The organism is Aquamicrobium sp. YD-1-mutant5 (genome assembly GCF_059509755.1).
The window spans coordinates 1-13871 of the sequence record NZ_JCAKKP010000005.1 but is presented as its reverse complement, the minus strand read 5'-3'; the positions used below and the strand labels follow the sequence as shown (position 1 = coordinate 13871).

Here is a 13871-nt window from a genome sequence, read left to right as displayed (position 1 = left end):
CCATGTCGCAAACCGGTATTCAAGTGGAGGCTCCGGTGGAGCGCTCCGGCACGAGCCTTGATGCCTCCATCGTCGTGGCGGTGGAGCTTGGCAGCGCGGTCCTGCTGGGCGCCTTCCTGCTCAGCGAACAGACCGCAATCGTGGTCCTGCTGCTGGCCGTCATGGGCGCCATCTTCGGCCTCCTGCAATGGCGCCCGGCGTTCGAGGAGCGGATCGTCGCCGCCTTTCATGATCAGCAGCAACTGGCGATCGCGCTGGGAGCCGTGATCGTGATGGTTTATCCCTTCTTCATGCAGGGCAGCAGCTATGCATTGCATCTGCTCATCGTCGCGCAGCTCTATGCCGTGCTGGCGCTGGCGCTGAACTTCCAGCTGGGCAGCGCCAACATTCCCAATTTCGCGACGGGTGCCTCCTACGGCATCGGCGCCTATACCTCGGCGCTTCTGGCCATCAATTTCGGGGTGTCGTTCTGGCTGACACTGCCGGTTGCGGCGGTCGTCGCCACCATATTCGGCTTTCTGCTGGGCTTTCCGTCGATGCGGACGAAGGACAGCTATCTGGCGCTCGTCACCATCGCCTTTGGCATCGTCGTGCATCAGCTTCTCAACAACTTCAGCTGGACAGGAGGCGCGAACGGGCTGGTCGGCATTCCCGCACCGAGCCTTTTCGGCCACTCGTTCACCCGCCCGATCGAGGTGTTGGGGTTCCGCCTGCCGAGCCAGGCGAACTTCTACTACCTGTCGGCGGCGCTCGTCGGCCTGTCGATCATCGCCGCCCGCCGCCTCCACAATAGCCGGGTCGGGCTTGCCTGGAACGCCCTGCGCGCCGACCCGCTGGCGGCACGCTGCCAGGGCATCGACATCGTCTGGTACAAGATGCTGGCCTTCGGCGTGGATGCATTTCTGGCGGCGTTCGCGGGCACCATCTACGCCTTCTATGTCAGCTACATCTCGCCGGATAATTTCACCTTCCTCGTCTCCGTGACCATCATGACCATGGTGATCGTTGGAGGCATGGACAACACGCTGGGTGTCATCATCGGAGCCTTCCTGCTGACCATGCTGCCCGAGAAGCTGCGCATCTTCTCCGACTACAGGCTGCTGTTTGTCGGCGTGGTGGTGATCCTGTTCCTCATCCTGCGCCCGCAGGGACTGTTCCCGCAGCGCGCGCGAAACTACGGAGCCCATCGATGAGCCATCCGCTGCTTGAAGTCCGCGGCCTGTCGATCCGCTTCGGAGGTCTGGTTGCGGTCGCCGAGGTCGACCTTACGCTGAACCATTCCGAGGTGGTCTGCATCATCGGCCCGAACGGGGCGGGAAAGTCGACCCTCTTCAATCTGATCTCCGGCATTTACCGGCCGACCCATGGCAGCATGAAGCTGGAGGGTAAGGACATTACGGGCTGGCCTGCGCATCGCATCGCAGCGGCCGGTATTGCCCGCACCTTCCAGTCCAGCCGCCTGTTCAACGACCTGACCCTTCTGCATAACGTGCTGATAGGCATGCACACCCGCACCAGATCCGGCGTCTTCGACGCCTTGCTGCGTCCCGCCACCGCGCGGGCCGAGCTTGAAGCGGCGGCCGTGCGGGCAGGCGAATTGCTTCATGCGGTCTCGCCGCAACTGCATGCCCGCCGGCACACGCTTGCCGGCGCGCTGCCGCAGGCCGATCGCCGGCGCCTGGAGATCGTGCGGGCGCTGGCCTCGGAGCCCAGGGTCATCATGCTGGACGAGCCGTCCTCCGGCATGGACGACCGCGACACGGACGGGCTGATGGCCGATGTGCGCAGGGTGATGGCCGAGCGCCCCGGTCTCTCCTTCCTGATCATCGAACATGACATGCGCCTCGTCGCGGCGCTGCCCGACCGGGTGGCGGTGATCGACTATGGTCGCAAGATCGCCGATGGCGATTTCTCGCAGGTGCGGCTGATGCCGCGCGTACAGGAAGCCTATCTTGGACAGAAGGCAGCGCATCATGCTTGAGATGAATTCCGTCAGCACGAGTTATGGTTCGGTGCCGATGCTGCGGGACGTCTCGCTGCAGGTGGGGCCGAGCGAGATGGTGTGCCTGCTCGGGCCGAACGGCGCTGGCAAGAGCACCACCTTCAATGCGATCTGCGGCTTGCTGCGCAGCGACAGCGGCTCAATCCGGATTGCCGGACAGGACGTGAAGGAATGCGGCACGGAACGGCTGGCCAGTCTTGGCGCGGGCTTCGTTCCGGAGGGGCGGCGGCTGTTTCCGACGCTGACCGTTCGCGAGAACCTGCGGCTTGCCTTCGATGCGGCGCGCAATCCTGCGCTTGACTTCGAGACGCAGCTCGAACGCATGGCCGATCTCTTCCCGCGCATCCGTGAGCGGCTGGGCCAGAAAGCCGGCACCATGTCCGGTGGCGAGCAGGCCATGGTAGCACTGGCGCGCGCGCTGATCGGCGATCCCAGGCTGGTGGTGATGGATGAGCCGTCGCTCGGACTGTCGCCCAAGCTCATCGACGAATATTTCCAGATCGTTTCCCGTATCCGCGACGAGGGAAAGGCCGTGCTGCTGATCGAGCAGAATGCGGAAACCGCCCTTTCGATCGCCGAAAGGGGCTATCTGCTGATCCGCGGCAAGATCGCGCTGAGCGGCAAGAGCTCGGACCTGTTGCAGGACGATACCATCCGCCACCTCTATCTCTAGGCCGGAGCCTTCAAGGACGGGACACGGTGGGCGCTTCCGGGGAGCAGGCATATGCCGGTGTTCCCGGAGCGGTTTTCGGGAAGCAGTGCCCCTGCGGCAATCGCACCGGCCATCCTTGATGGAACCGGTGCGATCTGTTTTTTAAACTTGACTCGTAATGTTATATAATTACAAAACGCGAACTCCAACCATTCGGTTTTCAGGAGAGTTCCGTGGCCATTGTTCCGCTGCGCAGCGAGAAGCTGCTTGTCGCCACCGCTTTGTCGACGGGTGTCGCGCTTCTATGCGCGATGACCCATGCATCGGCGCAGCAAACTGCGGACGACGCGAACTCCACCCTGCTCGACACCATCGTGGTGCCTGCCGGAAAGCGGGCACGGCTGGGTGCCGAGGACGCCAGGGCGTTGCGCGAGGCGGATTTCCGTGCGTCGTCATCCGTTCGCACGGTGACACGCGAAGAGATAAAGCAGATCGGACCCGGCCGGCCGGACAACATCCTGCAAACGGTTCCCGGCGTGTTCACGCAAGGGCAGGCGCGGATGCCCGGCGTTTCTGTAAACGTACGCGGCATGCAGGATTTCGGCCGCACCAACGTTTCGATCGACGGTGCGCGCCAGACTTTCCAGTACACGACGGCGGGGCCGATGGGCATGGCATTCATCGACCCCGCCCTTGTTCGCGGCGTGTCCATCGCGAAGGGAACGGTCGCGACCGAGGGCGGTGCTGGCTCGCTCGGCGGCATCGTCAATTTTCGGACGCTCGAACTGGACGACATTCTCACCGGCGGCAAGAACTGGGGTGCTGAAGCCAGCACGACTTACGGCACGAACGGCTACAACTGGTCGGGCACGCTGGCCGCAGGTGCGCGCAACGACCGCATCTCCGGGATCGGCGCGCTCAGCTTTCGCGATTCAGGGCGCTACAGGGACGGCAACGGGAAGTACGCCGACCAGACCGGACAGGATCTCATTTCGGGGCTGGCAAAGGTAGGCCTTCAGTTGAGCGATGACCAGACGCTCGATCTCGGCTTCATCCGCTATCACAACGAATTCGCGCTCAACTCCACCGAGTTCGACGCCAATGTCACGACGCTGACGGCGAAGCATCGTTACGATCCCGACAGCGATCTGGTCGATCTGCGCACCAATGCCTACTACAACAAGACCAAGGTCAACCAGTACTGGTTCACCGGCAACCTGATTGCCGGCGAGGACATCGACTACAACAATGACAGCTTCGGCTTCGATGTCAGCAACGTCTCGCGCTTCTCGGCGGGCGATGTCGCTCTGGCCCTGAAATACGGGATGGAGGGCACATGGGACCGGGTTCGCACCGAAGAAACCGGCCCCGACACACATCAGACCTCATCCGGCTGGACGCCGTCCGGCAATCGCAGCATCGTTTCCGGTTTTGCCGAGATGACCGCGACCAAGGGTATGTTCGACCTGACGGCAGCCGCGCGCATCGATCACTTCTCGCTGTCGGGCTCAGGCAACAACCCGACCACCGGAACGGGAGGCATGCCGGCTGTGCCGGCCGGCCCGTTCTCGGTCGACAAATCCGAGACGGCGGTGAGCCCGAAGGTAAAGCTGGCCGCGCGGCCGGCATCGTGGCTTTCCGTCTACGGAAGCTATGGGCTCGGCTTCCGGCCGCCGGCGATCACGGAAACGCTGATGGCCAACCGTCATCCGGGTTTCGTCGGGAATTTCGTGCGCTTCTATCCCAATCCCTTCCTTGAGCCCGAGCGCTCGAAGGGATGGGAGGCCGGTGCCAATCTGGTTTTCGACAATGTGCTGCGGGCGGGCGACGGCCTGCGCCTCAAGGGCAGCTACTATTCCAGCGAGATCGACGATTACATCGTCTCCATGCAGGGAAGCTGCGTGGCCGCGACCTGCTTCTATTTCGACAATGTGGCTGGTACCAGCAAGGTGAAAGGGTTTGAGCTGGACGCAGCCTATGATGCCGGTTTCGCCTTTGCCGGCCTCGGCTATCACCACATCACGGCGGACCTGCCGGTGCCGTCGGCTGGTCTCGGCGTCTTCGCCGGGCCGCCGAAACAGGTCTGGACGCTGACGGCCGGGGTTCGGCTGTTCGAGGACCGGCTCACTCTTGGCGGGCGCGTGCGCAGCGTTTCGGAGAGCGTCTATGGCGGGCAGGCCTCGACGGGAACGCCGCCTTCCGGCGTCGAACCCTACCGGCTTTACGATGCGTTCGCCTCCTACAAGGTCAGCGACAATCTCGATCTCAATTTCACCGCAGAAAACCTGACTGATAAGGTATACAAGCCGGGAATGACCGCGGATTCGATGAACGGTCCGGGCCGCACGCTGAAATTCAGCATCGCGGCGCGGTTCTGACCGCAAAGACAGGAGATCGATGATGGACCAGCCCGCAACATCCAGAACGATCGACACGCAATGCGTGGTCGCCGGCTCCGGTCCCGGCGGGCTCATGCTCGGCATGCTCCTGGCGCGGGCAGGGGTCGATGTCACCGTGGTGGAGAAGCACGCCGATTTTCTGCGCGACTTCAGGGGCGACACGGTGCATCCCTCAACGCTCGACATCATCGACCAGCTCGGGCTGCTGGACGAACTGCTGAAGGTGCCCCACACGCAGGCGCCGCGGCTGCATGCCGAGATCGGCGGCAGGGACGTCACCATCGCCGATTTCTCGCGCCTGCCGACGAAATGCCGCTTCATCGCCTTCATGCCGCAGTGGGATTTCCTCGACTTTCTCGCGCGTGAAGCGAGGAAACTGCCGAATTTCCACATCGTCATGTCGGCCGAGGTCACCGACCTGATCGAGGACGGCGGGCGCATTGCCGGGCTTGTCGCCCGCACGCCGGACGGTTCCGTCGAAATCCGGGCGCCGCTGGTTGTCGGTGCGGATGGCCGCAATTCCATCGTGCGGGCAAAGGCCGGGCTGGAAGTCGAAAGCTTCGGCGCGCCGAGCGACGTCTTGTGGATGAAGCTCTCCCACCAGCCGGACGATCCCCCCTACACGATGGGGCACGGCGGGCCGCGTCAGGGGTTCGTGATGGTGGATCGCGGCGATTACTGGCAGTGCGGCTATGTGGTGCGCAAGGGCAGCTTCGCCGAGGTGAAGGAAAAGGGCATCGAGGCGTTCCGCGAAGCGGTTGCGGCCGTCTCGCCGCTGCCGGCCGACCGTGTCGCGGAAATCAGGTCATGGGATGACGTTCACCTGCTTTCGATCCGCATCGACCGGCTGAAAAGCTGGTGGCGGCCGGGGCTGCTGTGCATTGGGGACGCCGCGCACGCCATGTCGCCCATCGGCGGCTTCGGCGTGAACCTCGCCATTCAGGATGCCGTGGCGGCGGCCAACATATTGTCCGTGCCGCTGCGCGAGGGCAGGCTGGCCGACCGCCATCTTGCGGCGGTGGAAAAGCGCCGTGTCTTCCCGACCAAAGCCACGCAGAAACTTCAGCTCATGATGCAGTCGAGCAGCAAAAAGCGTCAGGAAAGTGCGGTGAAACGCAGCGGCCCGCCTTCCTTCGTGAAGGGCATTGCCCGCTGGCCGTTTCTCGCCCATCTGACCGGGCGCCTCGTCGGACTGGGCATCCGTTCGGAGAAGGTGAACATGGCGGCGCTGAAGGCGCGCTGACCTGTCTTCGCCGGCGGCCTACAGTTCCGCGCTTCCGGGCAGGGCTGCCGCCAGAGCATCGATGGCAAGGCGCACCCGCAATGGAAGATGCGGGGTTTCGGGCCACAGCGCGTGAGTGCGAAACACCAGACGCGGCACGTCCTGCAGGAGCGGAAACAGGCGTCCGTTGTGAACACGCTCGCGGATGAGCCAGCAGGGCAGCCATGCCAGCCCATGGCCGGCCTCCGCGGCATCGGCGATGGCTTCCAGATCGTCGAACCTCATCCGGCTGGCCGGCGTGACCTCCAGCATTCCATTTTCGGAGGTCGGGAACTGCCATGTCCGGATGCGGCCGGCGCGGCCATAGGTGATGGCGCGATGTGCCATCAGATCGTCGAGCGTTTGGGGCGTGCCATGTCTGGCGACGTAGTCGGGCGATGCGCATACGGTCATGCGCTGAAGACTGATCGTGCGTGTCATCAGTCCGGCGCCATCTCCCGTATCGCCATTGCGGATTGCGAGGTCGAAGCCGTCCTCGGTGAGATCCACCGGGCGGTCACTGAAGGAGAGATCGATTTCCAGCCTTGGATGGCTGGCCGCCAGACCGGCGAGAACCGGCGCCACGCAGCGCCGCCCGAACAGCACGGGCATCGATACGCGCAGTCTGCCTGAGGCCTCGCGGCGGCCGGTTTCCAGCGCGGCCTCGCCCATGCGCAGTTCTTCAAGCGCCCTTGAGCAGCGTTCGTAATAGACCTGTCCGTCCTCGGTGAGGCTCTGGCTGCGCGTGGTGCGATGGAAAAGGCGCACCTCCAGCCGTGCCTCGATGCGGGCGATGGTCTTGGCCACCGCCGAGCGCGTGAGGTGAAGCTGCTCGGCCGCAGCGGCGAAGCTGCCACATTCCACCGCCGCCACGAAAACATCCACGCCATTGAGATGATCGCTCATCGATTGTCATCCTCAACTATCCGATCAGTGGAATAAATATCACCACTGGATAGGATATGGAAACGATATGGTCCCGTTCTAAACATCGGGACAAGGACCGGATGATGAAAGAGACGATGAAGCGCTGGGAAATGGATGGCATCGGCCGCGACAGGCTTGAGCTGCGCGAGGTTCCGGTGCCCCGCCCGCAGGCTGGTGAAGTTCTCGTGAAGGTGAACGCGGCCTCTCTCAACTATCGCGACAGGCTGGTGATCGATGGCGGCATGGGCTTGCCGCTTGCCTTTCCTTTCACGCCCGGTTCCGACCTCGCGGGAGAGGTGGCTGCCGTCGGAGAAGGCACCAGCCGCTTCGGCATCGGCGACAGGGTGATATCGAACTTTGCGCCGGACTGGATCGACGGGGCGCCGAAAGGGGATGCGCGCACGCCACCCTACCGCACGCTTGGCGGGGTCTATCAGGGCGTGCTGGCGGAATATGTGGCATTTCCGGAGGAATGGCTCGTGCGGGCACCCGCAACGCTGTCCGATGCGGAAGCGAGTACGCTGCCTTGCGCGGGGTTGACCGCATGGTTTTCCCTTGTGGAAAAGGGCAGGGTCCGGGCTGGCGAGACTGTGCTCGTGGAGGGAACCGGGGGCGTTGCCCTGTTTGGACTTCAGATCGCGAAGGCGCATGGGGCCCGTGTGGTCGTGATTTCAGGCAGCGCGGAAAAGCTGGAACGGGCACGGCTGCTCGGGGCCGATCACGGCATCGACCGCACGGCGCAGGACTGGACAGAGGCCGTGCTGCGCATCACGCAGGATCATGGTGCCGATCATGTTCTGGAACTGGTGGGCGGACCGCATCTCGGCAAGGCGGTGCAGGCCGCGGCCATAGACGGGCGCATCTATCAGATCGGCGTTATGGAAGGTTTCGACATTGCCGCTCCCGCCGGGCCGCTGATGCTGAAGAACGTGGTCGTTCACGGCATCGGCGTCGGACATCGCAGAGCGCTGGAAGACCTTGTCGCCGCAGTCGACCAGACAGGCATCAAACCCGTCATCGACACGCGCTATCCCTTCGCCGATCTGCCTGCCGCCCTCGACAGGCTGGACCGCGGCGCGTTCGGCAAGCTCGTCATCGACGTGGGGTGACGTCGGGGCGCGTATGCGCTTTCATGTGTTGATCTTGGGGACCAAAGGCATGACGGCTTGTCTCTGTCTGCAGCAGGGCAGAGACAAGCAGATATTCATTCTCCGCGGCATTTGCTGTTTTCGGGTGGCGGCACATGCGGCATGTTTTGAGGCCGCAATCCCGCTGCCAGTCGTTTTCCGCACTCTTGTAAGCGGAACCGTCACCGGACACTGCTCTTCACTTTCTCGCATGCGGCGTTGCCATAAACCGCTTTTTCAGTCTTGCTATTTGGTGTGTGATGCATCATGTTTTTTGATGTGCCGATATCTGTTTCGGTCAAAGTGTTGATGACAGGATGGGAGCGGCATGCAGCCAGACTTCAGCCTCGCGGTGCTGGAAAAGGAAAACCTTGGCGAGACGGTTTACAACCGGCTGGCGGAGGCCCTGATGAAAGGCCGCTTCGCGCCGGATGCACGCCTCACCATTCGTGATCTGGCGCAGTCGCTCGGCACCAGCGTCACGCCGGTGCGTGATGCCATTCTGCGACTTATTCAGGATGATGCCCTTGTGCAGAAATCGGCGCGCGAGGTGCGCGTGCCGGTGATCACGCCGGACCGCTACCGCGAAATCCGCATGATCCGGCTGAAGCTTGAAGGACTGGCGGCACGGGAGACGGCGTTGCGTGCCGTGCCGGAAGATGTTGTGCGGCTGCGCAATCTTGTCGGGCGCAATGAGCAGGCGCTGGCTGCGTGCGACTGGGCGGCGGCGCTTGAATTGAACCAGACCTTCCATTTTGCGCTCGCGGACATTGCCGGACTGCCACTGCTGCGCGGCATTCTTCATCGTCTGTGGCTTCAGATGGGGCCGCTGATAGCGGAGGCCTATCAGCCGGGCGGGCGGGTGATGATCGATCATCACCATGAGCTTGTGAAGGCCGTGGAGACAGGCGATCCGGATGCCGCGGAGCGCGCGATCGAAAGCGATATAGGCGACGCGGGCAGCATCATTCTGGACAGGCTGACGGCGCGTTCCAAATCCAATGCGGGCCAACTTTGATGGATGAAGTCGATTGCATCGTTGCCGGTGCTGGTGTCGTTGGTCTTGCCGTGGCGCGGGAACTGGCTTTGAGCGGACGGGACGTCCTCATCCTCGAAGCTGCCGATGCGATTGGCACGGCCACGAGTTCGCGCAATTCCGAGGTCATCCATGCCGGGCTATACTATGCGCCCGGATCGCTGAAGGCCGGGCTTTGTGTGTCCGGTCGCGATAGCCTTTACGAATATTGTGCAGAGCGTGGCATTCCGCATGAGCGTTGCGGTAAGGTGATCGTGGCCACCAGCGCGGGGCAGGAGGCGGCGCTGGATGCCATTGCCGACAATGCCGGAAAAAGCGGGGCCGGCGCCTTGCAGAAACTGACTGCGGCCGAGGCGAAGGAACTGGAGCCGGCGCTCGCCTGCACCGCCGCCTTGCTCTCGCCCGACACCGGCATCGTCGACAGCCATGCGTTGATGCTGTCTCTGCTGGGCGATGCCGAAGCGGCCGGAGCCATGCTCGGCCTCAACACCGAAATCTCCGGCGGCCGTGTGGAAGGCGCACGTGTCGTGCTGACGACGCGCGACACCCAAAGCGGCGACACGTTCGAGATCGCCACCCGCCATTTCGTCAATGCGGCCGGGCTTGGGGCAACGGCTCTGGCCGGTGCGCTCGAAGGGCTTGATCCGCGTTTCGTTCCGCAGCAGCGCCTCGCCAAGGGCAATTACTTCTCGGTCACCGGCCGCGCTCCCTTCTCGCGCCTCATCTATCCAGTGCCGGAGCCGGGCGGGCTCGGCATCCACCTGACGCTGGACCTGAACGGCATCGCACGCTTCGGCCCCGATGTGGAATGGGTGGACGGGCTCGATTATCGGGTCGATCCGGCCCGCGCGCAGCGCTTTTACGGCGCGATCCGCACCTATTGGCCCGAGCTGGCGGATGACGGCCTGCAACCGGCCTACAGCGGCATCCGTCCCAAGCTTTCGGGCCGCGGCGAAGCCAACGCCGATTTCGTCATTCAGGGGCCTGATGCCCACGGCATTGCAGGTCTCGTGAACCTGTTCGGCATCGAAAGCCCCGGCCTCACCTCATGTCTCGCCATCGCCCGGCACGTCGCGCAGGCGCTCACCCGCTCTGATGGCTGATATCCGGAAACAGAATATGCGCGACAGGAATTGTGCCTTCGACCTCGCCATGAAGGAGTGTCTGGGCGAACGAGGATGGCTGACACGTCCTGAAGACAAAGCCGCTCATGCGCGCGACTGGCTGGACCGTTATGGCGAAGTCCCGCGTGGCATTGCCCGGCCTGCAAGCACTGCGGAGGTGTCGGCCATCGTCCGGCTTTGCGCTGAGCATGGGATCTCCATTGTTCCACAGGGTGGAAACACCAGCCTCAACGGGGGCAGCGTGGCAATCAGCCCGGCCAGCGTGATCCTCTCGATGGCGCGGATGAACCGCATCCACACGATCGATGCTGTGGACTTTACCGCGACCGTGGAAGCAGGGGTCGTTCTGGCGCTTCTTCATGAGAAGCTCACCGCACACAACCTTGCCTTTCCGCTGCATCTGGGGGCTGAAGGCAGCGCCCAGATCGGGGGATTGATTGGCACCAATGCCGGTGGCAGCCATGCCATGCGCTACGGAATGATGCAGGATCTGGTGCTCGGCCTTGAGGTCGTTCTTGCCGATGGCACCGTCTGGGATGGCTCGCGTGCCCTGATCAAGGACAATGCCGGTTATCAGTTGCGCCGGCTGTTTTGCGGATCGGAGGGAACGCTCGGCATTGTCACCAAAGCTGTGTTGCGGCTGTTTCCGGCGCCGGTCGCGCGCGCGACAGCCCTGCTTGCCCTGCCGGATCTCGATGCTGCCCTGCGCATCGGAGCGTTGCTTCGTGCATTGACGGGCGAGTTTCTGGCGGCCGTGGAGTTCTTCAATGAGCCTGGCCTCTCGCTGCTCCTGAAGCATGTCCCCCACATCTCCCGACCGCTTGAGATACCGGGTCCGGTCTATCTGCTGGTCGAGATCGCGACCTCCATTCCTGAAATCGTGCTGCCCGACATTCTGGATCGTGCCTTGAGTGCGGCTTTCGAAACAGGGGACGTGCTTGATGGGACGATTGCGACCAGCGAAGCCCAGCGTGCCGCTCTCTGGAGAATTCGGGAAGAATTGCCTGAAGGGCAGCGTCTGGAAGGCAGGCAGATCAAGCACGATGTCTCGGTGCCTGTAGCACGGCTTGCGGCATTCGTGGGTGAAGCATCATCCGGGGCAGAAAGGGTTCTGGCGGGCGTGCACGTCAATCCGTTCGGTCATCTCGGTGACGGCAATGTGCATTTCAATCTTTCACCACCCGAAGGCTGCGCTGACTTCGAGGGGCGCGAAATGCAGCTTTCACAGGCCGTTTACGAGGCTGCCGTTCGCCATGGCGGATCGATTGCCGCCGAGCATGGTCTGGGGCAGGCGAAGGTGGAGCTTGCGGATCGCTTTCGCAGCACAACGGAGCGCTCGCTGATGCGGCGGCTGAAATCCACACTGGACCCACATGGTATCATGAACCCGGGCAAGGTGGTGTGAGGCCTACCGGACGGCTTAAGCGGACCGCGCCGCGGACAACTCCCGTTCCCGCTCCCCGGCAAGCGCCCCGCGCAACAAGAGCACTTCGCCGCCGCTGAGGATGTCGTCCTGAATCGCCTTTCGTGCTGCCGGCCCATCGGCAAGCCTTATGGATTCCAGCACGCTGTAGTGATGGTCTATCATCACACGTCCGCCGGCATCGTATCCGGAGGCGATCAGCGGACCCATCTGCAGCCAAAGGTTCTCAAGCACGCCGCGCAGCGTCGGCATCTCTCCGATCTCGGGCAATGCGAGATGAAATTTCTGGTTCATTCGCAGCGAGCGCAGATGGTCGTCCATCGCCATCGCCTCTTCATTCTCGGCCAGAATGTCTTCGAGGTATGCGATGTCGCTGGATTTGGCGAACTGGGCGGCGCGCTCTGCGGCGAGACCTTCCAGTTCGACCCTGATCATGCGGATCTCCAGATAGCGGGAGCGTTCGAGAAATGGCACGCGGATATCGCGCGGACTTTGAAAAAGAAGGCCGCCATTGTTTACAAGCCGCAGCACTGCGTCGCGAACGGGGGTTACGCTCACGCCAATCTTGTCCGCGAGGTCACGGATCTTAAGCCGGGTTCCTGCAGGCAGGGCACCCGACATCAGATCATAGGCAAGCTGGTCGTAGACCTCAGCGGCAAGGCTGCTCTTGTCACCAGTGGTATCGTTCAATCTTGCGCCTCCTTTTAGGTCCGGTCAGGCACCTGACTGCAATTCGCGAAGGAAGCCCTCAAGGCATGCGCCTATGACCGAAACCTGATACCCACCTTCCTGCACGACCAGCACGGGGATGTTCAGGTCTCCCAGCTTCCCGCCTGCGGCAGAAAAGGCTTCTGTCGTAACCTTTACCATGCTCAGCGGATCTTCCACATGGGTGTCGTAGCCAAGGGCAAGAACGAGAGCTTCTGCACCATATGTCTTGACGGCGTCGATGCCCCGCTGAACTCCATCCAGGAAGGTGTCGTTACCGCTGTGGGGGGCAAGCGGGATGTTGAGGTTGTATCCTTCGCCATCCCCATGGCCGGTCTCGTGCACACGGCCGGTGAAGAACGGGTTGTAGTGATCGGGATCGATATGGACAGAGACGGTCAGAACATCGCGACGCCGGTAGAATATTTCCTGCGTGCCATCCCCATGATGCGCATCGATGTCCAGAACAGCGACCTTCGCGAACTTCTCACGCAGGCGCTGGGCGGCGATGGCGGAATTGTTCATATAGCAGAAGCCGGAAGCACGATCGACGCGGCAGTGATGGCCGGACGGGCGGCACAGGGCATAGGCAAGCGTTTCCCCGTCGAGCAGGGCGTCAGCGCCGGCCGTGGCTGTATGGCTTGATCGCAGAACCGATTGCCAGGTGTGTTCGCCGATCGGAACCGCAAGATCACCAAGATAGTACCCCGTTTGCGCCAGAAGCTGATCGGTGGGGCAGGGCGGGCGCATATCTCTGGAAGGATCGCCGTTCCAGTAGGGGAAGGTGTTGGGGAGCACTTCCGGGCCATGCTCCGGCAGGTCGAGCCAGCGCCCATAGGCTGTTTCCAGATAATCGAGGTAATGGACGGCATGAATTTTTTCGGCCGGGCCACGGCCGTAATCCTGTGGTTGCTCGGGCTCGATCCCGATCCGTGCAAGCGCCTTCAGCAGTTCCTCGGTGCGCGCCGGCACGTCGTTCGCTTCGCAGATGCGGCCATAGCGCATGAATTGCAGCGGATTATGTATCGCCTGATCCGGATGATAGAAAGCACGCATAGGATGGTTCCTTTCAGAGCCTAGGCTCAGGACCTATTAATTTGGTTTGATCTGTGATTCACGGTCTTTGCTGAAGGAGGCCGTGATGGGTGATTTGTTTCTGCTGAGCGAGTGCCAGATGGCGCGCATATCGCCGTACTTCCCGTTGTGGCACGG

General features: G+C 62.7%; 12 protein-coding genes. 9 read left to right on the top strand and 3 right to left on the bottom strand.

Annotation, left to right across the window (positions count from 1 at the left end; genetic code table 11):
- Positions 1 to 2: 2 nt before the first annotated feature.
- The 5 genes from AC5XE7_RS09965 to AC5XE7_RS09945 all read left to right on the top strand — a co-directional run bounded on the left by AC5XE7_RS09965 (position 3) and on the right by AC5XE7_RS09945 (position 6296).
- Positions 3 to 1193, top strand: a complete 1191-nt coding sequence (locus AC5XE7_RS09965; protein ID WP_495365906.1) for a branched-chain amino acid ABC transporter permease — start codon at positions 3 to 5, stop codon at positions 1191 to 1193.
- On the top strand, positions 1190 to 1981 hold the full coding sequence (locus tag AC5XE7_RS09960; protein WP_495365905.1) for an ABC transporter ATP-binding protein: 792 nt from the start codon (positions 1190 to 1192) through the stop codon (positions 1979 to 1981). Before AC5XE7_RS09965 ends, AC5XE7_RS09960 begins: the two co-directional genes overlap by 4 nt.
- Entirely contained in the window at positions 1953 to 2675 is a 723-nt protein-coding gene (locus tag AC5XE7_RS09955; protein ID WP_495365904.1) for an ABC transporter ATP-binding protein, read from the top strand. Before AC5XE7_RS09960 ends, AC5XE7_RS09955 begins: the two co-directional genes overlap by 29 nt.
- Before the next feature lie 212 nt (positions 2676 to 2887).
- Positions 2888 to 5032, top strand: a complete 2145-nt coding sequence (locus AC5XE7_RS09950; protein ID WP_495365903.1) for a TonB-dependent receptor domain-containing protein — start codon at positions 2888 to 2890, stop codon at positions 5030 to 5032.
- Positions 5033 to 5054: 22 nt separating this feature from the next.
- On the top strand, positions 5055 to 6296 hold the full coding sequence (locus AC5XE7_RS09945; RefSeq protein ID WP_495366047.1) for an FAD-dependent oxidoreductase: 1242 nt from the start codon (positions 5055 to 5057) through the stop codon (positions 6294 to 6296).
- An 18-nt stretch (positions 6297 to 6314) separates the two neighbouring features.
- Here the strand turns inward: AC5XE7_RS09945 and AC5XE7_RS09940 are convergent, their stop codons facing one another.
- The gene (locus AC5XE7_RS09940) at positions 6315 to 7220 is read right to left on the bottom strand and encodes a LysR family transcriptional regulator (RefSeq protein WP_495365902.1); all 906 of its coding nucleotides are present in this window, start codon (positions 7218 to 7220) and stop codon (positions 6315 to 6317) included.
- A gap of 104 nt (positions 7221 to 7324) precedes the next feature.
- Here AC5XE7_RS09940 and AC5XE7_RS09935 point away from each other — a divergent pair, with 104 nt between their 5' ends.
- From AC5XE7_RS09935 to AC5XE7_RS09920, 4 genes are all read left to right on the top strand, one after another.
- Positions 7325 to 8350, top strand: coding sequence for a zinc-dependent alcohol dehydrogenase family protein (locus AC5XE7_RS09935; RefSeq protein ID WP_495366046.1), 1026 nt, complete (start codon positions 7325 to 7327; stop codon positions 8348 to 8350).
- A 346-nt stretch (positions 8351 to 8696) separates the two neighbouring features.
- A complete protein-coding gene (locus tag AC5XE7_RS09930; RefSeq protein ID WP_495365901.1) occupies positions 8697 to 9386 on the top strand; it encodes a GntR family transcriptional regulator in 690 nt (229 codons plus the stop codon).
- Complete coding sequence (locus tag AC5XE7_RS09925) at positions 9386 to 10507, top strand: NAD(P)/FAD-dependent oxidoreductase (protein ID WP_495365900.1); 1122 nt, start codon at positions 9386 to 9388, stop codon at positions 10505 to 10507. Before AC5XE7_RS09930 ends, AC5XE7_RS09925 begins: the two co-directional genes overlap by 1 nt.
- Positions 10508 to 10523: 16 nt before the next feature.
- Positions 10524 to 11933, top strand: a complete 1410-nt coding sequence (locus tag AC5XE7_RS09920) for an FAD-binding oxidoreductase (protein ID WP_495365899.1) — start codon at positions 10524 to 10526, stop codon at positions 11931 to 11933.
- A gap of 15 nt (positions 11934 to 11948) precedes the next feature.
- Here AC5XE7_RS09920 and AC5XE7_RS09915 read toward each other — a convergent pair whose 3' ends face one another.
- Together AC5XE7_RS09915 and AC5XE7_RS09910 are read right to left on the bottom strand one after the other, a co-directional pair.
- The gene (locus AC5XE7_RS09915; protein WP_280198070.1) at positions 11949 to 12641 is read right to left on the bottom strand and encodes a GntR family transcriptional regulator; all 693 of its coding nucleotides are present in this window, start codon (positions 12639 to 12641) and stop codon (positions 11949 to 11951) included.
- Between the two features lie 24 nt (positions 12642 to 12665).
- On the bottom strand, positions 12666 to 13715 hold the full coding sequence (locus tag AC5XE7_RS09910; RefSeq protein ID WP_495365898.1) for a histone deacetylase family protein: 1050 nt from the start codon (positions 13713 to 13715) through the stop codon (positions 12666 to 12668).
- Positions 13716 to 13871: the final 156 nt, after the last annotated feature.